General features: G+C 67.6%; 18 protein-coding genes. 5 read left to right on the forward strand and 13 right to left on the reverse strand.

Annotated features, from left to right (window positions below; genetic code table 11):
* Positions 1–33: 33 nt before the first annotated feature.
* The 7 genes from WBN46_RS12730 to WBN46_RS12760 form a co-directional block, all read right to left on the reverse strand.
* Entirely contained in the window at positions 34–543 is a 510-nt protein-coding gene (locus tag WBN46_RS12730; RefSeq protein WP_337731834.1) for an HIT family protein, read from the reverse strand.
* Between the two features lie 425 nt (positions 544–968).
* Positions 969–2,324 (reverse strand): hypothetical protein, encoded by a 1,356-nt coding sequence (locus tag WBN46_RS12735; protein WP_337731835.1) that lies wholly within the window; start codon positions 2,322–2,324, stop codon positions 969–971.
* A gap of 61 nt (positions 2,325–2,385) precedes the next feature.
* Positions 2,386–3,327, reverse strand: a complete 942-nt coding sequence (locus WBN46_RS12740) for an SDR family oxidoreductase (protein WP_337731836.1) — start codon at positions 3,325–3,327, stop codon at positions 2,386–2,388.
* 114 nt (positions 3,328–3,441) lie between these two features.
* Positions 3,442–4,296, reverse strand: a complete 855-nt coding sequence (locus WBN46_RS12745) for a DUF2306 domain-containing protein (protein WP_337731837.1) — start codon at positions 4,294–4,296, stop codon at positions 3,442–3,444.
* Positions 4,297–4,432: 136 nt separating this feature from the next.
* Positions 4,433–5,488, reverse strand: coding sequence for an SDR family oxidoreductase (locus WBN46_RS12750; RefSeq protein ID WP_337731838.1), 1,056 nt, complete (start codon positions 5,486–5,488; stop codon positions 4,433–4,435).
* A 106-nt stretch (positions 5,489–5,594) separates the two neighbouring features.
* A complete protein-coding gene (locus WBN46_RS12755) occupies positions 5,595–7,010 on the reverse strand; it encodes an MFS transporter (protein ID WP_337731839.1) in 1,416 nt (471 codons plus the stop codon).
* Between the two features lie 77 nt (positions 7,011–7,087).
* A complete protein-coding gene (locus WBN46_RS12760; RefSeq protein ID WP_337731929.1) occupies positions 7,088–8,053 on the reverse strand; it encodes an SDR family oxidoreductase in 966 nt (321 codons plus the stop codon).
* A gap of 344 nt (positions 8,054–8,397) precedes the next feature.
* Between WBN46_RS12760 and WBN46_RS12765 the strand changes: the two genes are divergently transcribed.
* From WBN46_RS12765 to WBN46_RS12785, 5 genes are all read left to right on the forward strand, one after another.
* Positions 8,398–9,063 carry a response regulator transcription factor gene (locus tag WBN46_RS12765; RefSeq protein ID WP_337731840.1) on the forward strand — a complete coding sequence of 222 codons (666 nt, stop codon included), beginning with the start codon at positions 8,398–8,400 and terminating at the stop codon, positions 9,061–9,063.
* The gene (locus WBN46_RS12770; RefSeq protein ID WP_337731841.1) at positions 9,063–10,463 is read left to right on the forward strand and encodes a HAMP domain-containing sensor histidine kinase; all 1,401 of its coding nucleotides are present in this window, start codon (positions 9,063–9,065) and stop codon (positions 10,461–10,463) included. Before WBN46_RS12765 ends, WBN46_RS12770 begins: the two co-directional genes overlap by 1 nt.
* 216 nt (positions 10,464–10,679) lie before the next feature.
* On the forward strand, positions 10,680–19,382 hold the full coding sequence (locus WBN46_RS12775; RefSeq protein WP_337731842.1) for a glucoamylase family protein: 8,703 nt from the start codon (positions 10,680–10,682) through the stop codon (positions 19,380–19,382).
* On the forward strand, positions 19,379–19,633 hold the full coding sequence (locus WBN46_RS12780; protein WP_337731843.1) for a hypothetical protein: 255 nt from the start codon (positions 19,379–19,381) through the stop codon (positions 19,631–19,633). The genes WBN46_RS12775 and WBN46_RS12780 overlap by 4 nt, the downstream gene beginning before the upstream one ends.
* 86 nt (positions 19,634–19,719) lie before the next feature.
* Entirely contained in the window at positions 19,720–21,144 is a 1,425-nt protein-coding gene (locus WBN46_RS12785) for a nicotinate phosphoribosyltransferase (RefSeq protein WP_337731844.1), read from the forward strand.
* A gap of 4 nt (positions 21,145–21,148) precedes the next feature.
* On the opposite strand, the gene WBN46_RS12790 is transcribed toward WBN46_RS12785, so the two are convergent.
* From WBN46_RS12790 to WBN46_RS12815, 6 genes are read right to left on the reverse strand one after another with little or no spacing between them, the layout of a single operon-like run.
* A complete protein-coding gene (locus WBN46_RS12790) occupies positions 21,149–21,748 on the reverse strand; it encodes a NapC/NirT family cytochrome c (RefSeq protein WP_337731845.1) in 600 nt (199 codons plus the stop codon).
* A gap of 3 nt (positions 21,749–21,751) precedes the next feature.
* The gene (locus WBN46_RS12795) at positions 21,752–22,309 is read right to left on the reverse strand and encodes a nitrate reductase cytochrome c-type subunit (RefSeq protein ID WP_337731846.1); all 558 of its coding nucleotides are present in this window, start codon (positions 22,307–22,309) and stop codon (positions 21,752–21,754) included.
* A gap of 10 nt (positions 22,310–22,319) precedes the next feature.
* The gene (gene napA, locus WBN46_RS12800) at positions 22,320–24,812 is read right to left on the reverse strand and encodes a periplasmic nitrate reductase subunit alpha (protein WP_337731847.1); all 2,493 of its coding nucleotides are present in this window, start codon (positions 24,810–24,812) and stop codon (positions 22,320–22,322) included.
* Entirely contained in the window at positions 24,809–25,126 is a 318-nt protein-coding gene (locus tag WBN46_RS12805; RefSeq protein ID WP_337731848.1) for a chaperone NapD, read from the reverse strand. The genes napA and WBN46_RS12805 overlap by 4 nt, the downstream gene beginning before the upstream one ends.
* Complete coding sequence (gene napF / locus WBN46_RS12810; RefSeq protein WP_337731849.1) at positions 25,123–25,635, reverse strand: ferredoxin-type protein NapF; 513 nt, start codon at positions 25,633–25,635, stop codon at positions 25,123–25,125. Before napF ends, WBN46_RS12805 begins: the two co-directional genes overlap by 4 nt.
* A gap of 3 nt (positions 25,636–25,638) precedes the next feature.
* Entirely contained in the window at positions 25,639–25,809 is a 171-nt protein-coding gene (locus WBN46_RS12815; RefSeq protein WP_337731850.1) for a periplasmic nitrate reductase, NapE protein, read from the reverse strand.
* Between the last annotated feature and the right edge of the window lie 30 nt (positions 25,810–25,839).

Genomic DNA, 25,839 nt, shown 5'->3' on the forward strand with positions numbered 1-25,839 from the left:
TGGCCCCGGCGCCCCCATGCCTGAGCCCTAACACTACTCCGGCAGGTTGGAACGGATCAGGTCCACGGTTCCAGCTAGTTGCCCGGCGGAAACCTGAACGCGCTCTCGACGTTGTGCATCCCCGCGGGGATCGTGTGACGTACCCCGTATGCGTCCTGCGCCATCGAAGGTAGCGAGTTGAGGTGGGCCCACGCCCCAGTCACTGCCCTTCTGTCGGGGGACGACATGGAAATGGAAGTGCGGTGTTTCCTGTCCGCTGAAGACTCCGTTGTTCTGGAACGTCAGTATTCCCAGCGGCCGATACGTCTTGACGAGCGCTTCTGCGACCCTTTTGGCCGAGACCATGATGGCCGCGCATTCCGGGCCAGAAAGATCGAGCAGCGTCGCGACATGCCGACGGGTGATGACGCAGCACTGGCCAACTTCGAATTGCCATGGATTGATCACGGTCAGGGTATGTTCGCTCTCATCGATGACTTTCCATCTTTCTTCGCGCGCCGCCACGCAAAGGTCGCACGGCTCTCTTGTGGGAAGTTCGATCATTTGCCCTCTCCGGTTGAGCTGATGTTCCGCAGGCAGCCCGACGCATGGAACAGACCGCACCGCGAGCGGCATCGGCCTGGACGGATCACCAAGCCACACTCCAGCGACGCCTCGGCCTCGCGCTCGATGCGCCGGCACACGGTCTCGAAGCGACCAGTCCGCTGGGTTGTCGGGCCCTTGCAGGACACGTCGGCAACGCTGCAATTGGCCGGTTACTCGACTTGCCCACAGCGTAGCGCATGGTGGGCTGTGACGTGGATGCAGTTCGATCCTGAGACCGCCGATCCCGACTACCTGCCGTGGCGAGGCGGCAAACGGCAACGGTCCTCGAACCTCGGTTGAATCCGGTGCCAGGCGTAGATGCCGCACCTGTCCGGTGGGCACTCCAGTCCGACGTCTTCGCGTGCGAAGGCGCTCCTGGCCGATCACCGTGCCCCGGGAAAAGGGCCGGCACCGGATGGCGCGAGGTCCCCGCGTTTGCGATGGAGGCGACCGAGCCACATCGCCAGTGCGGCCCATGCCAGCGCCAGTGGGACGGCGACGCCCGCGAGGCCGCCCACGGTCCACCCAGCTCCCGCCAACGTTCTTTCCATTTGCGCGCCCAGGACATCACCCATGCGATACACGAACGTGTCGATGAAGGCCTTCGCCTTGTATTTGTCATTGCGCGGGACCACGGTGAACAGCATCTCGCGCGCAGGCCGGGCGACGCCACGCTGCACTGCCCTGTTGGCGGCATCGAGCAGGAACAGAACGAGGAGGGCGCCCTGCGCCGCCAGGCTCGCGAACCCGAGCGCGGTGGCCAGTGGCAGGAGCACCAGCGCGTGTCCTGTGTCGACACGCCGGGTGAACCGGGTCGCCATCGCGAGCTGCAGCGCGAGGAAGACCACCTGGGTCCACATGTCGATGCGTGCCAGCAGCGCCGCCATCGCATCAGGCTCTGCCGCGACACCCGCAACCAGTTGCAGGCGGGTGAGATAGACGAACGTCGCCATCATCGCCATCAGCATCACATAGCCCGCGATACCAGCGAGGTAGGGCGACCGCACCACCGCATGCAGGCCGTCCCACGCACCGCCGCCGATCGGCGCGGGGTCATGCGATCGGTGCGCCTCCCCCTCCATGCGCGCTTCCATGGGGCTTGGCGTGATGCGCGCCAGCCGCCATGCGGCCAGGGCACCCAGCGACAGGAAAAACGCCGAAACGGGCAGGAGGTGGATGGCGCCGAGAGGTTCCGCGAGCCTGGACGTCAGCCATGGACCGAACACCGCGCCCAGCGTGCCGCCGATCGCGATCAGTGCGAACAAGCGAGCGCTTTGCTCGCGGGTGAAGTGGTCGGACACCAGCGCCCAGAACACCATGGTGCCGAACACGTTGATGACGCTGAACCAGACATAGAACGCCTGTCCCCCGCCCTGAGCGATGGCGAACGGGGCGAACGTCAACAGCACCCAGAACACCACCAGCGTCAGGCAGAAGAAGCCGTAGGTCGCCGCCACGAACAGCGGCCGTCGAAGACGACCCACCAGGAAACCGAACACGGGATTCAACGCCAGCGTCACCACCGCGGTCGTCATGAACAGCCACCGGATGGTTTCCACCCCGCGCACCATGCCGATGGCGTCGCGCACCGGCCGGAGCAGCATCAGGGCGGTCAGCACGAAGAAGAATCCACACGCGGCGGTCACTACCGGACCGGCTTCGCTCCGGCGTACGTCGAAGAGCGTCTTCATCCAGCGCAGTGGCCGCCCCCACGATGCGCGGGGGATGGACCCGGTCATGCGAACCTCCTGCGACGCCCCGTTGTTCCGTGCGCCCCGTGGATATCCGCGCGGCGCGGCATCAGGACGTTGCGCGGTGTCCGCCACCCTGGTCGAAGACGGATGCCGTCAAGCGTTCCGATGCCTGCCACAAGCGCTCCGCCACGTCGGTGTCCCTGGCCTGCGGAGGAATCGCGGCCAGCCGCGGGTGACCGCGCGTCTCCCCGAGTTTGTCCGGCCCGTAGTACGCGCCCGCTGCCGCACCCGGCGCAGTCGCGGCGAACAGCGGCGGCAAGGCACCTTGTTCGGCGGGCTGGAAGAGGAACCACAGGTATCGCCGCGCCATTCCCGGCACGCTGCGGGCGCCCGCTCCATTGGGCAGGAGGTCCGTGCGCGAGATGCCCGGATGCGCCGCGATGCTCTGGATGCCCCACCCTTCCTTCGCGCTGCGGCGCTGCAGTTCGAACGCGAACATGAGGCAGGCGAGCTTCGACTGGCTGTAGGCCGCCATCGGCGTGTACCGACGCTTGGATTGCAGGTCGGCGAAGTCGATCGCTCCATTCCTTGCCGCCACGCTCGACAGGCTCACGACGCGCGCTTCGCGTCCCTGTCGCAGCAGCGGCAGCAAGTGCGCGGTCAGCGCGAAATGCCCCAGGTGATTCGTGCCGAACTGGAGCTCGAATCCATCGGCGGTTTCCCGCCGTTGCGGCGGTGCCATCACCGCCGCATTGTTGACCAGCAGATCGAGACTGCCGTGCGAGCGGCGCAGGGTGTCGGCGAACGCCTCGATGGACTCCAGGCTCGCCAGGTCCACGGCACCGAAACGCACGTGCGCGAACGGGACATGCTGGCGCACCTGCTCGACTGCCGCCGCTCCTTTCAGAGGATTCCGGCCCGCCACGATGACGTTGGCGCCGGCCCGGGCCAGCGCGAGGGCGACCTGGAAACCGATGCCGCCGGTGCCCGTGACGACGGCGGTCCGCCCGATCTGGGAGGGAATGTCTGATGCTGTCCAGCCTGTCATGTCGATCACCTCGAAAGTTGTTTGGGGGTAAGGGGGGTCGATGCGCGCGTACCACGGCTCCGGGGCCGGCATGGTCAACGAGGACGCATGCCGTACCCCGGCGCGCGACCCTGTCTAGAGCGAAGCTTCCATGAGGCCACTGATCATGCGTCGCCCCCAGGCGCCGTTGACGAAGATCCACGTCACGAACGCGACGAAGATGCTGGCGGCGACCATCAACGTCGCGGAGCTGATCCTGGCCAGTGCGCCCTGGCTACTGCGATGCGAACGGATGACGTGCTCGGCAACGATGAGGTTGGGGATGTAGAAGAAGAACGCCATGACCATGTCGAACCACCCCGTGAATCCCCTTCCCGTGCCGGCGCCGCCGGCCACGAGGAACCACGCGCCGTATTCCATCCGGTAGAGCCAGGAGCCGACGGTCAGCGCGAACAACCGGATGGCCCAGGCACGGTGCTGCGTGACACGGCCGGCACGGGCATGGAAGAACGCCAGGCCCGCGCACATCACCATCAAGGCCCCGTAGAGACCGAATCCGATGTCCATCACCGGACCTCCCACCGTGCCTTTCGCGAGGATGAACGCGAGTCCGCCGACACCCGCCAGCGCGGCCGAGAGAACGTAGAGACGACCGAGCCAGCGGTGCAGCGCAGGAACGCTCCGCCGCAGACTGCCGATGAACTGCACCGGTCCAAGCAGGAGCAGCACGGCTCCCGCCACGAAATGCACGCCGATGGCGCCGATGGCCATCGGCGATGCCCTGTCGTAGAGACCGGGCAGGGATTCGTTCCACCGCTCGCCCGCGCCCGCCAGCAGGACGCCGCCGAAGAACGCGACGATATACGCGGCAAAGACAAGGCCACTGACCCAGCTTGTGGTGAACAGCAACGCCGTGCTCCATCGCGATGCGGCGCCCTGCACGACATCGGTGCCAGCGGACCCGAACGGTCTGCCCGATTTCCTGCTCATGTCCATGCGGATGTTCCTGTCGCGTGTTGTGTGCTTGCGAGGTGCAAGGAAGCTGCTTGAGCCTCACCACCCTCGCCATGCGTGCCTGCGCCGCACCGACTGCGTGCTGCCGATGCGTCGCCGGACGGCAGCGCGATCAGCGGCCGCGCGTCGGGAAACGCGTGCCCGTGATCTCTTCGGTCAGGTCCCACAGACGGGCCGCCGTCGCGGCATCGCGGGCGACGGCCGGAACCGTGGCCACGCCCAGGGGGCCGGCGATTTCGTTGGGGCCCGTCGGTCCGTAATAGACCCCGCCTTGCGCAGTGGGTGCGGTGGCGGCGTACAACGTTGAAATGGCCCCCATCGCTGCGGTCTGCAGATGCGCGCGGTTGCTGGACCACTGGCGTCCCTGTTCGCTGTCGAGTCCGGGACCGCGGGCGACCAGTTCGGTCACTGCGACACCGGGATGGGCGGCCATGCTCTGGATACCCCAGCCGCCGGCCTCGCTGCGCCGCTGCAGTTCGAACGCGAACATGAGGCACGCCAGCTTCGACTGGGCGTAGGTCGCCATCGGCACATAAGCACCGGTGGACTGCAGGTCGTCGAGGTTGATGGAACCGCGGTGGATGGCGATGCTCGACAGCGTGACCACGCGCGGCGCGTCGCTCTTGCGCAGCAGCGGCAGCAGCTCGGCGGTCAGGACGAAGTGTCCGGCATAGTTGGTGGCGAACTGCATTTCCAGTCCGTCAACGGACGTGCCGCGCTCCGGCGGCGCCATGATCGCCGCGTTGTTGATCAATCCATCCAGTCGCGGCAGCGTGGCGCCCAGTCGCTTGCCCAGGTCGCGCACCGATGACAGGTCGGCCAGGTCGACGGCTTCGAACTGCACCCGTGCATCCGGAACGTCCTGCTTGATTCTGTCGATCGCTTCGCGCCCGCGCTGCGGGTTTCGTGCGGCAATGACGACACGGGCACCGGACGACGCCAGCGCCTTCGCGTCCTCGAATCCCATGCCGCTGGTGCCGCCGGTGACCAGGAAAATGCGCCCCTTCTGCGAGGGCATGTCGGCCGTGCTCCAGGTCGGCGGCGGCGGCGTTTGCGCGATGGCATCCGTCGCCATCACGCTGCCCAGCAGCAGGCCGAAGGCAGCGAGCCGCCCTCGCCATGTCGACGGAGTGGCGGAGCCGGACGGGACATTTCGTTCAGTGATCATGGGTGTTTCCTTGCAGTGGGGTTGGGGGTGGTCGTGGGAACGCATCAGAGGTGCCTGCTCAGGTCCGGCACTTCATGAAGGGCGGGAGAGTTGTTTCCACCATGCTTCAGCCCTCAGGGTGGGCAGTGGTGGGACGTGGAGCGCGCTGCACAGGAGGCATCGCGTCGTGCTGCGTGGAAGGAGTCGTTTCATCCGCCATCACCGATGCGGCGCGCCGTGCATGCGCGCGTCCCAGCCAGATCCCGATCGCGGCCCACGCAAACGCCAGTGGCACGACCACGCTGGCCAGTCCGCCCAGGGCCAGCCCCAGTCGGCCGAGCGCACCTTCGGTCTGCGCACCGATCACATCGCCGGTGCGGTACATGAACGTATCGACGAAGGCTTTGGCCTTGTATTTTTCTTCGCGGCTCACCACGGTGAACAACGCCTCGCGCGCCGGTCGCGTGATGCCGCGCTGCACGGCGCGGTTGGTGGCCTCGAGCAGGACCAGCACGACGAACGACCCGTAGATCGCCAATCCGATGAAGCCGAGCGCGGTGGCGACCGGCAGGATCGCCAGCGCCACGCCGAGACCGAAGCGCTGGATGATCTTGCCGGTCAGCGTGAGTTGCAGCACCAGCACGGCGACCTGGGTCCACATGTCGATGTTGCCGAGGATCGCCGCGCGCGCATCCATGCTGTCCGACACCGCCGCGACCATCTGCAGTCGGGTGAAGTAGATGAACGTGGCGAGCACGGTCATCAGCAGAACGTAGCCCGCGATGGCGGTCAGGTAGCGCGACCGGAACACGGCCACGAGGCCGGCCCACGCACTGCCGCCGATGCGTTCGGATTCGGCAGCGAACCGGGGCGCGTGGACAGCCGCGTCGGCGGTCGCGCGATCCGGCACCACATGCACCAGCAGCCATGCCGCGAACAGCGCCACCAGGAGAAAGCCGCCGGCGACCAGCAGCAGGCTGGGTGTGCCGAGAGGCACGGCGAGTTGCGACGTGAGCCACGGCCCGAGTATCGCTCCGAGCGTGCCGCCCACCGAGATCAGTGCGAAGAAGCGCTTGCCCTGCTCGCTGGTGAAACGATCGGCCAGCAAGGCCCAGAACACCATGGTCACGAACAGGTTGAACACGCTGAACCACACATAGAACACCTGGCCGCTGCGCTGGCCGATGGCACCCGGTGCGAACATCAGCAGCGCCCAGAACCCGACCAGGCTGGCGATGAAGAAGCCGTAGGTGACGCCGATGAACTGCAGTCGCCGCAGGCGTCCGACCAGCCAGCCGAACAGCGGATTGACCGCCAGCGTCGCCACGGCCGTACCGACGAACAGCCAGCGGATGCTCTCGATGCCGCGCTCCATGCCCAGCGCATCACGCGCAGGCCGCAGCAGCATCAATGCGGTCAGTACACAGAAGAAGAACACCGCGCCGATCAGCACCGGCCCGACTTCCTCGCGGCGGAGATTGAACAGGGTCTGCAGCAGGCGCGGGCGGCGCGATGCAAGCGACGGTGTCGTGGTGGGGGGCATCGAGGGATCCTGGGTCGAGAGTGCGGGATGGCCGGGGCGTCAGCGGGAGGGACGATCCACTACCGGGAGGGACGCGCTCATGCGGTCGGATCCCGAGGGAAACGGGTGGCGCTGAGGGCTTCGCTCAGCGTCCACAGGCGTGACGCCGCCTGCGCATCCGTCGCCGTCTCGGGCACGCGGGCGAAGCCAAGCGGGCCACGCAGTTCCATCATCCCGGTCGGCCCGTAATAACCGCCGCCACGCGCATCGGGTGCAGTCGCGGCATACAGCGTCGGCAATGCGCCGCGCGCGGCCGGCTGCAACACCAACCTCATCACGCTGCGGCGTACGAAACCGTTGTTGACCTGCAGGTTGGTGCGCGCCACCCCCGGATGGGATGCGATGCTCCGGAGGCCCCAGCCCTGCGCATCGCTGCGACGCTGCAGTTCGCGGGCGAACATCAGGCACGCCAGCTTGGACTGCTGGTACGCGCCCGCGGGATCGTAGTCCTGTTCGAACTGGAGATCGTCGAAGTGGAGCGCGCCGCGGCGGGCGGCGATGCTGGACAGCGTCACCACCCGCGGGGCATCCGACTTCCGCAACAGCGGCAGCAGCTCCGCGGTCAATGCGAAGTGGCCCAGGTAGTTGACCGCGAACTGCATCTCGTAGCCGTCAGCGGACGTGTCGCGTTGCGGCGGCTCCATGATGCCCGCGTTGTTGATCAGGCCATCGAGGCTCGGCAACGTCGCATTGAGGCGGATGGCCAATGCATGGACCGACGCCAGATCGGCGAGGTCCAGTGATTCGAAGCGGATACTGGCATTCGGCGTTTCCTTGCGGATGCCCGCGATCGCGGCTTCACCTCGTTCCGGGTTGCGCGCCACGATGATCACCTGCGCGCCCGCCGCCGCCAGCGCCTTGGCGCTTTCGTAACCGATGCCGCTCGTTCCACCCGTTACCAGGAACACCCGTCCGAGCTGCGACGGCATGTCGGACGTGCTCCAGTCCGGCCCGGGCGCATCCTGTGCGACCGAGCCACTTGCCGCGCAGGCGGAAAGAAGCAGTGCGCCGACCGATGCCAGGAGCGTCCGCAACCCGACACGTGCCGGTCGCGACGTTCGCTCGGGCGTGGCGATCGCCGTGTTGGCTCGATGGTGAAAGGGAAGACGGGACGCAAGCCGGTTGAACACGGGCGGCACCTCACGGTGAAGAGATGGTTCGGGAGAGAGGCCTGCGTGAGAGCAGCAGGCACTGCAGTGTCAGAGGCCGCGATTAAGATGCGTTTAAGGCGCACGGTGGCGTCGCTGCGTCGCGCAACGCGTGCGATGGAACGCTTCGGGGTGGGCATTAATCCGGTCTTAAAACCGGCGGACGACTATCGCCGGTCGCTTCGCAGACCGCCTCCACCATGGACACGATCCTCCTCGTCGAAGACGACCACATGCTCGGCCGGGCATTGACGGCAGCACTCGGGCAGGAAGGGTGGCGCGTGGTGCGCCACGAGGACGCGCGATCGGCGCAGGCCGCGCTCGTCGACCACGGTTTCGTCGCCGTGCTGCTCGATCTCGGCCTCGCGCGCGGTTCCGGACTGGATGTGCTGGCGACAATGCGCGAGCGCCACGACGCGACGCCCGTCCTGATCATCACCGCGCGCGACCAGCTGAGCGACCGCATCCGCGGCCTCGATGCGGGCGCGGACGACTACATTGTCAAACCGTTCCAGCGCGACGAAATGCTGGCACGACTTCGCGCGGTGCTGCGTCGCACGCGCGGCAAGGTGACGCCGGTACTGCGTTGGCGCGACGTCGAGGTGGATCCCGGCGCGAGCACCGCGTATCTCAACGGCAAGCGCATCGGCCTGAGCGCCAACGAGTTCCGCATCCTGCAGGTGTTGTTCGAGGCGCGTGGCCGCGTGCTGAGCCGCGACCAGTTGCAGGACTGCCTCTGCCGCGGTGGCACGGAGGTCGGCAGCAATGTGGTCGCGGTCTACGTGCACCAGCTGCGGCGGAAGCTGGGTGATGGCGTGGTGGTGACGGAAGTCGGTCTCGGTTACCGCGCCGGGGACGAAGCGTGATGCGCGCGCTGCGTACGCGGCTGCTTGTCGCGATGGCTGCCGTCCTGCTGGTTGCCTGGTCCACGGGGTTCGCGCTGCAGTACCTGGACATGTCCGCGCGGCAATGCGGCGAGGCCGATGGCATGTTGCGCAATGTCGCCGAGCAGATCCTGCAATCCCTGCCCTCGGACATCACGGCCGCCGGCCAGCAGGCGCCGTTCGAACTCGATACCGCCTCGATGCCCGCGAACGGCAAGTTCGCCGCGCTCGGCTTCCAGGTCTGGGAGCACGGCACCGGCCGGCGCCTGATGTCGTCTCGACCGGCGCCGGAGCATGCGATGGTCGCGAGCCTTGTGGACGGCTTCTCGGAGGTCACCATCGCCGGCGCCGCCTGGCGCGTGTTCGCCGTCAGCGACGCGCAGCATCGGGTGCAGGTGCAGGTCGGCCTGCCGCAGTCCGCATTGCAGGCGGAGTTGCGGAAGTGGCTGGGCGCGAGCCTGGGCACGGCGCTTCTCCTGCTCTGCGCCATCGGCCTGGCGATCTGGTCGGTGATCCACTGGTCGCTGCGGCCGGTGCTCGTCCTCAGCGACGCCATTGCGACGCGGACATCGCTGGACCTGGCGCCGATTCCCGAACGCGGCCTGCCGGATGAGTTCGCGCCGCTGATCCGTGCGTTCAACCAGTTGATGATGCGGCTGGCACAGGCGCTGCAGCATGAGCGCGCCTTCCTCGGCGAAGCGGCGCATGAGCTGCGCACCCCGCTGGCGGCGCTGCTGGCCCAGGCGCAGGTGTTGCAGAACGCTGACGACCGCGACGACGCGCGCGACGCCCTCGATCACCTCATCGCGGGCATCGAGCGCACCTCGAGGCTCGCGCAGCAACTGCTCGATGCAGCACGGGTGGACGCCGGTGTCGCCAGCACCCGCGCGCAGGAGGTGGACCTTGCGCTGGTCGCCGGGATGGTGGCCGATGAGTTCAGCCTGTCTGCAGTGCGGAACGGTCAGTCGATCGAGCTGGACGTGGGCCATGCCCCCGTGCACGGCGACATCGACGATCTGGGGATCCTGCTGCGCAACCTGATCGACAACGCCCTGCGCCACGGCGGGCCGGGTACGCGCGTGCGCGTCGAAACGCGGATCGGGAGCAGTGGATCGGAACATGCGGCCACCCTGGTCGTGGCCGACGATGGCCCCGGTATCCCCGAAAGCGAACACGCGCGCATGTTCGAGCGCTTCTACCGTGTCGGTCGCGGCCATGGCGTGCAGGGCGTCGGCATGGGCCTGGCACTGGTGGAACGGGTGGTCGCATCGCACGGTGGCCGGCTGCACTGCGGTACCGGACTGGATGGCCATGGCTTCGGCATCGAGATCCGGTTTCCCCTGGCGGCGACACAACGTCATGCCGCCCCCGCAACCATGTAGCGGACATTCGGATCACCCTGCCCCGTCCCGGGGATGGAACGAGCAGCAGCAGCGGGGCACCCCGCACTCTGGCAAGAATCCCTGCTCGTGGGCGGCGGGGTCCGAGGCCCGCTGCCGCAGCTTCCGCCTCACGCACTGGCCCCCTTCACGTCAGCGTCCCGACGTGCATGCAAGGATGGGCTCCACGTCGGTTGCCCCGCCCTCACAGGATTTCCGATGCCCCAGGTCTGGAGGGTCTTCAGCCACTGGTTGCGCCTGCGTCGACGCTTGTGGCGATGGCGCCGCGCGGCCACCAAGAAGCCCCTGGGTGCGGAAGCACCCTTGCGCTCGCAGCTGTTCAACGTCGAGCAGATGGAAATGCACGGCCGCGCGCTGGCGCGCGCGCACCGGATACACACGCGTCCGGGGCCGGAACGGCTGCTTGACCGTCTGGGCGAGAACGAAGGCCTGCTGGATGACGTCTGCGCACTGCTCACGCGGATGGTCCAGGACGACATGCGCATCACGCCGGCCGGCGAGTGGTTGCTGGACAACTACTACCTGGTGGAAGAACAGGTACTCACCGCGCGGCGGCATCTGCCCAAGGGCTACAGCCGCCAGCTTCCCTCGCTGAGCCAGGGTCCTTCATCCGGCCTGCCGCGCGTCTACGACCTCTCGCAGGAAGCGATCGCGCACGGCGACGGCCGCATCGATGCGGAAACCCTCAGCCGCTTCTTCGCCGCCTACCAGTCCATCACCCCGCTGAAGCTCGGCGAGCTGTGGGCCATCCCGATCATGTTGCGGCTGGCGCTGATCGACAATCTGCGCCGCATGGCGGTGCGCGTGATGCGCGATGGCGCCGACCACAGGCTGGCCAGCGAATGGGCCGGGCAGCTCAACCGCACCGCAGCGGAGAGCCCCAAGGACGTGGTGCTGGTGATCGCCGACATGGCGCGCTCGGATCCACCGCTGACCGGCGCGTTCGTTTCCGAACTGATGCGCGGCCTGCAGGGGCGTGGCGGCGTGTCGTCCATGCCGATCACCTGGCTTGAACAGTGGGTCGCCGACGGCGGCCAGCGCATCGAGGAACTGGTCCACCTGGAAAGCCAGCAGCAGGCGGCGGACCAGGTGTCCATCAGCAACAGCATCGGCAGCCTGCGCTTCCTGGCGAACATGGACTGGCGGGAGTTCGTGGAGGACATGAGCGTGGTCGAGCGCACCCTGCGCGAAGACCCGGCCCGCACCTATGCGCTGATGGATTTCAGCACGCGCGACAGCTATCGGCATGTGGTCGAGAAGATCGCCCGCCTGGCCGACGTCGGCGAGAAGGAGGTGGCGGACATCGCCCTGCAACTGGCGCAGTCCGCCGCCGCGTCCGATCCGATGGGCTACCAGGCCCATGTCGGCTTCTATCTCGTGGACGACGGCGTTGCCCGTACCCAGGCTGCGGTGGCGGAGTTCCTCGCCGGCGGGCGACGGGTACGCCTGCGTCCGCGCCGCATTCCCCTGCTGGCCTATCTGACGCCCATCGCCGCGATCATCGGACTGTTCACCTACGGTCTGCTGAAGGCCGGATCCCCCCTCCAGGGCGTGCCGGTCTGGCTGTTGACCGCACTCGCCCTGCTCGCTTTCAGCGAACTCGGCATCGCGCTGGTGAACTGGGCGGCGACCTTGCTCGTACCGCCAAGGCCGTTGCCCAGGATGGATTTCTCCAAAGGCATCCCGGCGACATCGCGCACGCTGGTGGTGGTGCCCAGCATGCTGGGCAGTGCAGAAGGCGTGGACAGCCTGGTCGAGGCGCTGGAAGTGCGCTTCCTGGCCAATCGCGACCGCCACCTGCATTTCGCGCTGCTCACCGATTTCCTGGATGCGGACGATGCCTCGCTGCCGGGCGATGCCGCCCTGGTCGCGCGTGCGGCGGAACGGATCGAACAGCTCAACCGGCGCTATGCACCGGAGCGGGCGGAGGTTGGCGGCGGCGACCTGTTCTTCCTGTTCCACCGGCCACGCCAGTGGAATGCGCGCGAGCGGCACTGGATGGGCTACGAACGCAAGCGCGGCAAGCTGGCGGCCCTGAACCGGCTCCTGCGCGGTGGAAACACGGACGAGTTCCTGCAGGTGACCGGCAACACCGGCGTGTTGTCGCAGGTGCGTTACGTGATCACCCTGGACACGGACACGCGCTTGCCGCGCGATGCGGCGCGCGAGTTCGCCGGCACGTTGTCGCACCCGCTCAACCAGGCGGCATTCGATCAGCATCATCGCCGCGTCGTGCGCGGCTACGGCATCCTGCAGCCCAGCGTCGGCACCAGCCTCAGCGGGCGGCCGAACTCGCGCTACGCGCGCATGTTCGGCAGCGAGCCCGGCATCGATCCGTACACGCGCACGGTCTCGGATGTGTACCAGGACCTGTTCGGCGAAGGCTCCTTCGTCGGCAAGGGCATCTACGACGTGGATGCGTTCGAGCACGCACTCGCCGACCGCTTCCCCGACAACCGCATCCTCAGCCATGACCTGCTCGAAGGCTGCTATGCGCGTGCCGGTCTGGTCAGCGACGTGCGCCTGTTCGAGGACTATCCGTCGCGCTACGCGGCCGACGTGAAACGGCGCTATCGCTGGATCCGCGGCGACTGGCAGTTGTTGCCATGGTTGCTGCCCTGGGTGCCGCGCCACGGGGGCGGGCGTGAGCGCAACCCGCTGTCGTGGCTGTCGCGCGGCAAGCTGCTCGACAACCTGCGCCGGAGCCTGGTGCCGGCGGCGACCACGGTGCTGCTGGTGCTGGGCTGGCTCTTCTCGCCCGATCCGCTCGTGTGGACGGCATGGCTGCTGAGTCTCTGGGCACTGCCCGTGCTGGTTCCCGCCCTCCGCGATGTCTTCGCCATCCCGGTGGACATGCCGCTGGAAACGCACCTGCTGCAGGTGGGCCGATCGAGCCTGCGGCAACTGCTGCGCGCCGCGGTGAACGTGGCCTGCCTGCCTTACGAAGCCTTCTTCAGCCTGGGCGCCATCGTACGCACGCTGTGGCGCCTGCTGGTCACGCGCAGGCATCTGCTGCAATGGAATCCGTCCAGCGAGGTGGAGCGCAGCCTGGGCAGCGGCATCAAGGCCGAACTGCTGAGCATGGCGCCGGCCCCTCTGATCGCCGCCGCCATCGCCGCGTTGCTGGCGTTGAAACAGCCGGCGGCGCTGTGGGTCGCAGCCCCGCTGCTGACGCTCTGGCTGGTGTCGCCGGCCATCATGGCGTGGCTGGGGCGCCCGCCCGGCCAGCGCGACGGGAAGCTGTCCGCCACGCAGCTGGTGTTCCTCGGGAAGCTGTCGCGCCGCACCTGGGCGTTCTTTGAAACCTATGTGCGCGCGGAGGATCACTGGCTCCCGCCCGACAACGTGCAGGAACATCCCACGCTGGTCGTGGCGCGGCGCACGTCACCCACCAACATCGGGCTGTCGCTGCTGGCCAACCTGGCCGCCCACGATTTCGGCTACCTGCAGACCGGCGGCGTGATGGCGCGTACGCGCCTGGTGTTCGACACACTGGATGCGCTGCCACGCCATCGCGGGCACTTCTACAACTGGTACGACACCGCGACGCTGCAACCCCTGCCGCCGGCGTACATCTCGACCGTCGACAGCGGCAATCTGGCAGGCCATCTGCTGACGCTGCGCCAGGGCCTGCTGGCCTTGGTCGACGCGCCGGTGCTGGCGCCCGGCACGTTCACCGGACTGGCCGATACCTTGGCCGTGCTGGACGACGCGCGCCAGGGCGTGCGTGAGGAAGGCGACACGCTGCCTGCTGCCCTGGACGCATTCCGTACGTCACTGGCGCAGGCGCAACGGGAACCGCCCGCGACCGTCGAGGAAGCCGAACGCGTGCTGGCCCGGCTGGCGGCGCATGCCGATGACATCGCGCTGGCATGGCCGATGCCCGACACCGACGGTGGGCATCCCCATCACTGGCCGACGGCACTGGTCGAAGGCTGCCGATCCGCGCATGCGGAACTGCAGTTCCTGCTTCCCGACGCCGGTACCAGCGATGGCCAGCGCATTCCGACCTTGCGCGAACTGCAGGACGGGTCCGCCAGCCCGCTGGCAGGCCGGCGCGCGCGCGAACGGATCCATCAGCTGGAACGCCTGGCGCATATCGCCGGGCAGTTCTCGCTGATGGAATACGACTTCCTCTACGACCGCGCGCGCCACCTGCTCGTGATCGGCTACAACCTGGACGAACACCGGCTCGACAGCGGCTTCTACGACCTGCTCGCCTCGGAGGCGCGCCTGTGCAGTTTCGTCGCGATCGCGCAGGGCCAGTTGCCGCAGGAAAGCTGGTTCGCGCTGGGCCGTCTGCTGACCGAGGTCAACGGCGACGCCACGCTGCTGTCGTGGAGCGGTTCGATGTTCGAATACCTGATGCCGCAGCTCGTCATGCCCAGCTACCCGGACACGCTGCTGGACCAGACGTCGCGACATGCCGTGGACGCGCAGATCGCGCACGGTGCGCGGCATGACGTGCCGTGGGGCATTTCGGAGTCGGGCTACAACACCGTCGACGCACGCATGAACTACCAGTACCGTGCGTTCGGCGTGCCGGGGCTGGGCCTGAAGCGGGGGCTGGGCCAGGACCTGGTCATCGCGCCGTACGCCAGCATGATGGCATTGATGGTGGCGCCGGAAGCCGCGTGCCAGAACCTGCAGCGGCTCGATGCGCTGGGGTTCGGTGGACACTTCGGACTGTACGAAGCCATCGACTACACGCCGGCCCGCGTTCCGCCCGGACAGGAGTGCGTGGTGGTGCGCTCCTTCATGGCCCATCACCAGGGCATGGGGTTCCTTTCGCTCGTCCACCTGCTGCGCCAGCAGCCGATGCAGCGGCGCTTCGTCGCCGATGCCGAGTTCCAGGCCACCCTGCTGTTGCTGCAGGAACGCATCCCGCATACGGGCGTGTTCCACCCGCACGAAGCCGAAACGCTCGGCACGCGCGCCGCGCCGACCGAGTCGGAAACCCAGCTGCGGATCTTCCGCGACCCGGGCACCTCGCGCCCCGCCGTGCAGTTGCTCTCCAACGGGCGCTACCACGGCCTGCTGACCAGTGCCGGCGGCGGGTACAGCCGCCATCGCGACATGGCGGTCACGCGCTGGCGCGAGGACGGCACGCGCGACAACTGGGGCAGCTTCTGCTACCTGCGCGACGTGGAGAGCAGCGAGTACTGGTCCACCTCGCTGCAACCCACGTGTGTGCCGGTCGACCAGTACGAAGCGATCTTCTCCGATGCCAAGGCCGAGTTCCGCGGACGCAAGCGCGGCTACGAAAGCCATCTGGAGATCGCCATTTCCGCCGAGGACGACATCGAACTACGCCGGTTGCGCCTGAGCAACCGCAGCCGGCGCACGCGCACCATCGAGATCACCACGTATGCCGAGGTGGTGCTGGCGCCCGCCATTGCCGACGAACTGCACCCGGCCTTCAGCAACCTGTTCGTGCAATCGGAGATCGTGCGCGAGAAGCAGGCACTGCTGTGCACGCGCCGGCCGCGCGCGCACGATGAAGTGCCGCCGTGGATGTTCCACCTAGTGGCGGTGCACGATGCCGACATCAGCACGATCTCGTACGAGACCGACCGCGCACGCTTCCTGGGCCGTGGCAACACACCCCGCTCGCCGCATGCGCTCACGGATCAGGAGGCGCTCTCGGACAGCGGAGGCTCGGTACTGGATCCCATCGTGGCGATCCGCTGCCGGATCGAACTCGCGCCGGGACAGACCGCCATGATCGACATGGTCCACGGCGTGGGCCTGGACCGCGATGCGTGCACAGACCTGATCGACAAGTACCGGGACCGCCGCCTGGCCGACCGCGTCTTCGACCTGGCATGGACCCACAGCCAGGTGGTGAGGCGCCAGATCAACGCCTCCCAGGCCGACGCGCAGCTTTACGAGCGGCTGGCCGGCCTCATCGTGTACGCACATCCGTTGCTGCGCGCCGATGCCGACGTGCTGCTGCAGAACCAGCGCGGCCAGTCCGGGCTGTGGGGCCACGCGATCTCCGGCGACCTGCCCATCGTGCTGCTGCAGATTTCCGATGCCGACAACATCGACCTGGTCCGCCAGATGGTGCAGGCGCACGCCTATTGGCGTCTGAAGGGCCTGCGCGCGGACCTGGTGATCTGGAACGAGAGCCAGGCCGGCTATCGCCAGCAGTTGCAGGACCAGATCCTGGGCATGATCTCGGCCGATCCGGAGGCGAACGTACTGGATCGACCGGGCGGCATCTTCGTGCGCCCCGGCCACCAGATGTCGCAGGAGGACCGCATCCTGCTGCAATCGGTGGCGCGGGTGATCGTCAGCGACCAGTCGGGCTCGCTGGCATCCCAGATCGGCCGTCGCGAACCGGCCGAACGCCTGATGCCGACGCTGTTGGCCGAAGGTCCGCGGGAAGAACGCGCAGCGCTTCCGGAACTGGAAGCCGCGACCGGACTGCCACCGCCCGCCGATGTCGACGAAGGCGACGATGCGTGGCCATTCGAAGCGGTGGCCACCGCCTTCCTGCACGACAACGGCACCGGCGCGTTCGCTGCCGATGGACGCGAGTACGTGATCGTCACGCGCGAAGGCAGTCCGACACCGGCACCGTGGTCCAACGTACTCGCCAACGACCGGTTGGGCACGGTCGTCAGCGAAAGCATGGCCGGCTACACGTGGTTCGAGAACGCCCACGAATTCCGTCTCACACCGTGGCACAACGATCCGGTCGCCGACAGCGGTGGCGAAGCGTTCTACCTGCGCGACGAGGACACCGGGCAGGTGTGGTCGCCGCTGCCGCTGCCATGCCGGGGGCGCGGTGCATACCGCACGCGCCATGGCTTCGGCTACAGCGTGTACGAGCATGTCGAGGACGGGATCGCCAGCGAACTGTGGGTGTACGTGGCGGTCGAGGATGCGGTCAAGTACTCGGTACTGAAGGTGCGCAACCTGTCCGGCCGCGCACGCCGGCTTTCCGCCACCGGTTTCGTGGAATGGGTGCTGGGCGACCTGCGCGTGAAGTCGCAGATGCACGTCATTACCGAACAGGATGCCGGCAGCGGCGTACTGACCGCGCGCAACCCTTACAACACGGAGTTCGGCGGCCGGGTCGCCTTCTTCGACACCGACGCCAGCGGCTGCAGCTTCACCGGCGACCGCACGGAGTTCCTCGGACGCAACGGCAGCATGGGCGCTCCGGCGGCGATGCAGCGCGAGCGCCTGTCCGGCCGCCTGGGCGTGGGGCTCGATCCTTGCGCCGCCATCCAGGTGCCGTTCTCCCTGCTCGATGGCGAAGCGTCGGAGACGGTGTTCCGGCTGGGCATGGGCAAGGACCACGAAGAAACCCTGCAACTCGCGCGGCGTGTGCAGGGCGTGCAGCGCGCACACGATGCCCTGGACGCCGTGCGTATCCACTGGCGCGGGCTGCTCACCTCGGTGCAGGTCAGCACGCCCGACCCCAGCGTGGATGCGCTGGTGAATGGCTGGCTGATGTACCAGACACTCGCATGCCGCTACGTGGCACGCAGCGGCTATTACCAGTCCGGCGGCGCGTTCGGCTTCCGCGACCAGCTGCAGGACACCATGGCGACGCTGCATGCCAGGCCCGCGTTGACCCGCGCGCACCTGCTGCTGTGCGCCGCCCACCAGTTTCCGCAGGGCGATGTGCTGCACTGGTGGCATCCCCCGCAGGGACGCGGCGTGCGAACGCGCTGTTCGGACGATTACCTGTGGCTGCCGTTCGCGACCTGCCGCTACCTGGAAGTGACGGGCGATGCCAGCGTGCTGGACGAGGACGTGGGCTTCGTCGACGGACGCCCGGTCAATCCCGACGAGGAGTCCTATTACGACATGCCCGCGACGTCGTATCTGCGGCAGTCGTTCTACCGGCATTGCGTGCTGGCGCTCCGGCGTGGCTGCAGCCTGCTCGGCGAGCGCGGCCTGCCCCTGATCGCGACCGGCGACTGGAACGATGGCATGAACCGCGTCGGCGAAGCGGGACGTGGCGAAAGCGTATGGCTGGGCTTCTTCCTGTACGACACGCTGCAGCGCTTCATCGCCGTTGCGCGCCTGCGCGGCGATGAGGCATTCGCCGACGAATGCGCGGAGCACGCCGAGCGCCTGCGCGGGAACCTGGAAGCGCATGCCTGGGACGGCGAGTGGTACCGGCGGGCCTGGTTCGACGATGGCACGCCGCTGGGCTCGCGCCAGAGCGATGAATGCAGGATCGATTCGATCTCGCAGAGCTGGTCGGTCCTGTCGGGTGCGGCGGATGCGGCCCGCGCCACGCAGGCCATGGCGTCGCTGGACCGCTACCTCGTGAAGCGCGAGGCGGGCCTGATCCAGCTGCTCGATCCTCCCTTCGACAAGACGCCGAAGGATCCCGGCTACATCCGCGGCTACGTGCCGGGCGTGCGCGAGAACGGCGGCCAGTACACCCACGCTGCGGTGTGGGCCGCGATGGCGTTCGCGCGCCAGGGCGACACGGAGCGCGCATGGGAACTGGCGCGCATGATCAACCCCATCAACCACGCGCAGGATCCCGCCTCGACCGCCCTCTACAAGGTGGAGCCGTACGTGCTGGCCGCCGATGTCTACGGCGTGGCGCCCCATGTGGGCCGCGGCGGCTGGACCTGGTACACCGGTTCCGCCGGCTGGATGTACCGCCTGCTGACCGAGTCGCTGCTGGGACTGCAGCGCATCGGTGGCGAGCTTGCACTCGCGCCCTGCCTGCCACGCGACTGGCCGGCGTACGAACTTCGCTACCGCTTCGGGAGCAGCCTGTACATCATCTCCGTGCAGCAGGTCGATGGCGGCATGGCGACGTTGCGGGTGGACGGCGCAGAGCAACCCGGTGTCCGGTTCGCGCTGGTGGACGACGGCACCGTGCATCGCGTGGAGGCGCGCTGGCCGCGCGCACCGGCATGAAATCGCGCGCGCAACTCGACGCGGACCTGGATCGCCTGGCGGCAATGCTGCCGCCCTGGCTGCAGCACCTCCGCCACGAGGCGCAGTTCTGGCCGCAGTTCGAAGCGCTGGCGCTTGACATCCTGGGCGACGCCACCCACCACGACCGCCACCATGTGCAGCAGCGACTGGATGCGATGCTTGTCGCCCACGGCAAGGCGACGCCCGATCGAGGCGCACGCGGAACATCGCCGCGGGAAGGGATACGGTAGGCGCCACGGCGCGAACGCCGCCAACGCGTGGCATCGCGCGGCAGCGGCTGCGACACTGTGCACCCCACGGTCGCGGAACCCCCGCCATGCGATGCCTGAGCAACCTCCTGCTCAACACCGACAGCTACAAGGCCAGCCACTGGCTGCAGTACCCGCCAGGCACCGACGCCACGTTCTTCTACGTGGAATCGCGCGGCGGCATCCATGACCGCACGGTGTTCTTCGGCCTGCAGGCAATCCTGAAGGAGTACCTGGCGCACCCCGTGACCCACGCCGACGTGGACCAGGCGCGCGACGTCTTCGCCGCGCACGGCGAGCCGTTCAACGAGGCCGGCTGGCGCGACATCGTGGACCGCAATGGCGGCCACCTGCCCCTCCGCATCCGCGCCGTGCCCGAAGGCACGGTGGTGCCCACGCACCAGGCGCTGATGACGATCGAATCCACGGATCCGCAGGCATTCTGGGTTCCGTCGTACGTCGAGACGATGCTGCTGCGGATCTGGTACCCGATCACCGTGGCCACCATCAGCTGGCACGCCAAGCAGACGATCCGGCAGTTCCTCGAACGCACCAGCGACGATCCGGCCGGCCAGCTGCCCTTCAAGCTGCACGACTTCGGCAGCCGCGGCGTCTCGAGCGTCGAGTCCGCCGCCCTCGGCGGCGCGGCGCACCTGGTCAACTTCCTCGGTACCGACACCGTGTCGGGCCTGGTGCTGGCGAAAGCGCATTACCACGAGCCGATGGCCGGCTTTTCGATCCCGGCGGCCGAACACAGCACGATCACCAGCTGGGGCCGCGAACACGAGGTGGATGCCTACCGCAACATGCTGCGGCAGTTCGCGAAGCCCGGCGCGATCGTGGCGGTGGTGTCGGACAGCTACGACATCTTCCATGCCATCAGGGAACACTGGGGTACCACGTTGCGGCAGGAGGTGATCGCATCGGGCGCGACGGTGGTGATCCGCCCCGATTCCGGCGACCCGGTCGCAGTGGTGCACCAGTGCCTGGAACTGCTGGACGACGCCTTCGGCCACACGGTCAATGGCAAGGGCTACCGGGTGCTCAACCATGTGCGTGTGATCCAGGGCGACGGCATCAACCCCACCAGCCTGCGCGCGATCCTGGAACGCATCACCAGTGCCGGCTACGCCACCGACAACCTCGCCTTCGGCATGGGCGGTGCATTGCTGCAGCGTCTCGACCGCGACACGCAGAAGTTCGCGCTGAAGTGCTCCGCCGCGCGCGTCGACGGTGCATGGATCGACGTCTACAAGGATCCCGTCACCGACAAGGGCAAGCAGAGCAAGCGTGGCCGGATGACGCTGCTGCTGCACCGCGAGTACGGCGGCTTCCGTACCGTGCCCGTGCCACCGGCCGCCGCATCGCTCGATGACGTGGAAAAACCCGCCGGCTACGAGGACGCCATGGTCACCGTGTGGGAAGATGGCCGCCTGCTGCGCGACTGGACCTTCGCCGAGATCCGCGCCCGCGCCGAAGCCGCGCGGCTGTAGGCCATCACCCCTGCGGCACGCCCGTCATGTCGGGCAGGTGGTGCGCGACGCCCTTGTGGCAGTCGATGCAGGTTTTCTTGCCGGTGCCGAGCCACAGCTTGTGCACCTGCGCCGCGCGCGAGCCCTGGCGGGTCAGGTCCATCGAATCGTAGTCGTGGCAGTTGCGGCACTCCAGCGAATCGTTCGCCTTCAGCCTGTTCCACTCGTGCGTGGCCAGGATCAGGCGCTCGTCCAGGAATTTCTCGCGCGTGTTGATGGTGCCGAAGAGCTTGCCCCAGACCTCCTTCGATGCCTGCATCTTGCGCGCGATCTTGTCGGTCCAGTTGTGCGGCACGTGGCAATCGGGGCAGGTCGCGCGGACGCCCGAGCGGTTGGTGTAGTGGATGGTGGTCTTCAGTTCCTCGAAGACGTTGTCCTGCATTTCGTGGCAGCTGGTGCAGAACGCCTCGGTGTTGGTCGCCTCCAGCGCGGTGTTGAACCCGCCCCAGAACATCACCCCCGCCAGGAACCCGGCCACCGTCAGGAAACCCAGGCTGTAATGGCGGCTGGGCAGGCGCAACGTGCGCCACAGGCCCGACACCCGCTGCTTGGTCCGTGACCACATGGGCTACTCCTTCGCGGCCGGCGGCGGCGACAGCACGCTGTCGATGTCGCGGAACTGGTTCGCCACCAGCACCGGCGCATCGGTCTGCACGACATGGCACTGGTTGCAGAAGTAGCGTCGCGGCGAGATGGTCGCCAGGAACTGGTCGTCGCGATCCATGTAGTGCGTCACGCTGACCGGCGGCGCCTGGAAGGTGGCCGCGTTGGCGCGGGCGTGGCACAGCATGCAGCGGTTGCTGTTCCTGTCGACCTGGTAGCCGTCGATCGCATGCGGGATGGTCGGCGGCTGCATCGGGTAGGCGCGCGCACGCTTCAGGTCGGCGTTCTCCACGTGCGCCATCGGCGGGGGATGGCCCTCCTTGTCCACCGGCACGCCGCGGCGGAGGGCATCGATCTGACCCGCGCCGGGCACGAAGACCGCGCGCGCGTCCACGGGCGTGGATACCGCCGTCACCGGCGCTTCGTGCCGGTCCGGGCGACCTGTCATCCATCCCGCCACGAAGACCAGCGCCATCAGGGCGACGGTCAGCCCAACCGCGATCCAGAGATGCTTGTTCTGCACGGGCGTACTCCTAGGCGGCCACGACTCTGACGGCGCACTTCTTGTAGTCGGTCTGCTTGGAAATCGGATCGGTCGCGTCCAGCGTGACCTTGTTGATCAGCTGCCCGGCATCGAACCACGGCACGAACACCAGCCCGCGCGGCATCCGGTTGCGGCCGCGCGTCTCCACGCGCGAGCGCATCTCGCCCCGCCGCGACGCAACGATGATCTCGTCACCGCGCTTGAGCCCGCGCGCCTTCGCATCGTCCGGGTTCATGAACACCACCGCCGCCGGAAACGCCTTGTACAACTCCGGCACGCGCATCGTCATCGACCCCGAATGCCAGTGCTCCAGCACGCGGCCAGTGACCAGCCACAGGTCGAACTCGTCATCCGGCGATTCGGCGGCCGGCTCGTACGGCAGCGCCCAGATCACCGCCCTGCCGTCCTTGTTGCCGTAGAACTCGAAGCCCTTGCCCGGCTTGACGTACGGATCGGCGCCCTCGCGATAGCGCCAGCGCGTCTCCTGGCCCTTCACCACCGGCCAGCGCAGGCCGCGCGCCTTGTGGTAGTCGTCGAACGGCGCCAGGTCGTGGCCGTGGCCGCGACCGAACGCGGCGTACTCCTCGAACAGCCCCTTGTGCACGTAGAACCCGAACAGCGCGGACTCGTCGTTGGCGTAGCCGGCTTCGATGTCGGTCGTGGGGAACCTGTCCACGTTGCCGTTGCGGTACAGCACGTCGAACAGCGTCTTGCCCTTGTACTGCGGGTTCGCGGCCAGCAGGTCGGCCGGCCAGCACTCGTCGGTGGTGAAGCGCCTGGAGAACTCCATCAGCTGCCACAGGTCCGAGCGCGCCTCGCCGGGCGCTTTCACGAGTTGATGCCAGAACTGGGTGCGTCGCTCGGCGTTGCCGTAGGCACCCTCCTTCTCCACCCACATCGCCGCCGGCAGGATCAGGTCCGCCGCCTGTGCGGTCACCGTGGGATAGGCATCGGACACGACGATGAAGTTGTCCGGGTTGCGGTAGCCCGGCCAGGTCTCCTCGCGCAGGTTCGCGGCGGCCTGCATGTTGTTGTTGACCATCACCCAGTACGCGTTGAGCTTGCCGTCCTTCAGCGCGCGGTTCTGTTCGACCGCGTGATAGCCGACCTTCGGATTGACGGTACCCTGCGGAAGCTTCCAGATCTCCTCGGCGTGCTTCCGGTGCTCAGGGTTCGTCACCACCATGTCGGCCGGCAGGCGGTGGCTGAAAGTGCCCACTTCACGCGCCGTGCCGCAGGCGGACGGCTGGCCGGTCAGCGAGAACGGGCTGTTGCCCGGGGTGGCGATCTTCCCGGTCAGCAGGTGGATGTTGTAGACCATGTTGTTGGCCCACACACCGCGCGTGTGCTGGTTGAAACCCATGGTCCAGAACGACATCACCTTCGTCTTCGGGTCCGCGTACAGCTCGGCCAACTGTTCCAGCCAGCCACGCTCCGCGCCGGTCATCTCGACGGCCTTGTCCAGCGTGTATGGCGCGACGAAGGCGGCGAACTCCTCGAAGCTGATCGGCTGCCCGCCGTTCGGGTCCTTGGCGTTCTTCGCCTTGACCTCCAACGGATGTTCCGGGCGCAGGCCGTAGCCGATGTCGTCGTTGCCGCGCTTGAACGTGGTGTGCCTGTCGACGAACGCCTGGTTGACCTTGCCGGTGCGGATGATGTGGTTGGCGATGTAGTTGAGGATGACCAGGTCGGTCTGCGGCTTGAAGATGATCGGAATGTCGGCCAGCTCGAAGCTGCGGTGCTCGAAGGTGGACATCACCACCACCTTCACGTGCGGGTGCGAAAGCCGCCGGTCCGTCACCCGGGTCCACAGGATCGGATGCATTTCGGCCATGTTGGAGCCCCACAGCACGAACGCATCGGCGGCCTCGATGTCGTCGTAGCAGCCCATCGGTTCGTCCATGCCGAAGGTCCGCATGAACCCCGCCACGGCCGACGCCATGCAGTGGCGCGCGTTCGGATCGATGTGGTTGCTGCGGAACCCGGCCTTCATCAGCTTGTTGGCGGCATAACCCTCGAAGATCGTCCACTGGCCCGAGCCGAACATGCCGATGGCGTCGCTGCCTTTCTCCTTGAGCACGCGCTTGAACTGCGCGGCCATCACGTCGAAGGCCTCGTCCCAGCTCACGGCGGTGAAGTCGCCATCCTTGGCGTACACGCCGTTCTTCTTGCGCAGCAGCGGCTGGGTCAGGCGGTCGGCGCCGTACAGGATCTTGGACAGGAAGTAGCCCTTCACGCAGTTGATGCCGCGATTTACTTCCGCATGCACGTCGCCGTGGGTGGCCACCACGCGCCCCTCCTTCACGGCGACATTCACCCCGCAGCCCGTGCCGCAGTAGCGGCACGGCGCCTTGTCCCACTTCAGCGTCGTCCGGTCGCCTTCGGTGACCACGTTGCTGCCGCTGCCGGCAAGCGGCAGCCCGGCAGCCGCCGCGGCCGTCGCCAGCGCGCTGTGGCGGATGAACTCGCGGCGTGTGCTCATGGCGTGGCTCCGGTCGCGGACAGGATGGAGAGGCTGGGAAGGGGCTCGTCGAGCGCATGCGCGGGCTCGGCATGGTGGTAGACCAGCAGCACGTTCAACACCCCCGGCACCGACTGCAGCTGGTCCACGCGCTCCATCACCGCATGGCGGTCGGCGGATTCGCAGATCACCACGCTGCGCGTATCGCCGGCCAGTGCGAGTTCGAGATCGTCGTGCGTGTCGATCATTGCGGCGAGCGCCTTGGATGCGCTTTCGCGGTGCTGGACCACGAAGCTGGCGATGTGGATTTCGGGTTCAGGGCCTGGCGGGCTCATGCGATGGCCTCCGTGGCCTGTGCGTGCTGCAGGGTGATGGCATCCACGGGACACGTGCCGACGCAGGCACCGCAGCCCGTGCATCGTTCCGCGTCGACGGTGGCCGCGCCCCGGGCCGCGGGCGGCACGTGGATGGCGGACGCGGGACACACGTCGTGGCAACTGGCACAGACCACGCCGTGCGCGGACAGACAGCGATCCGCCACCTGGGCCAGGAGGATCCACGGGGGATCGAGGGAAGGAGCGAACGCGTCGCTGTCGCAGGCGGCCACGCATTCGCCGCAGAACGTGCATTCGCCCGCCGTCGCGTCGAAACGCGGCAGGCCGTCCGCGCCACGCACCAGCACCTGCTGCGGGCACTGCCGCACGCAGGCATCGCAGCGCGTGCAGGCACGCGTGAATTCAGCCTCGGGCCTGGCCCAGGGCGGACGGAAGACGACGGATGCCGGTATGGGCGCCGCGCGGCCGAACAGCAGGGCACGACGTGAAATCGAGCGGACATCGTCCATCGCTCAGGGTCCCGTCGGCGGACCGGCGAACAGCAGCTGCCACATCCACACGAGGAAGCCGTATCCCGCCACGATCAGCACGGCCATCAACGGGAAGATGACCATCGTCAGCAACAGGAACGCGGTGCGCTCCTGCTGTTTGCTCGCAACGGCTGATCCTTCGCTCTGCTCCATGTTGCCTACCTTGCGGGTGGGTACTGGTGC

The organism is Pseudoxanthomonas sp. CCNWLW251 (assembly GCF_037402255.1).
GTDB lineage: Bacteria > Pseudomonadota > Gammaproteobacteria > Xanthomonadales > Xanthomonadaceae > Pseudoxanthomonas_A.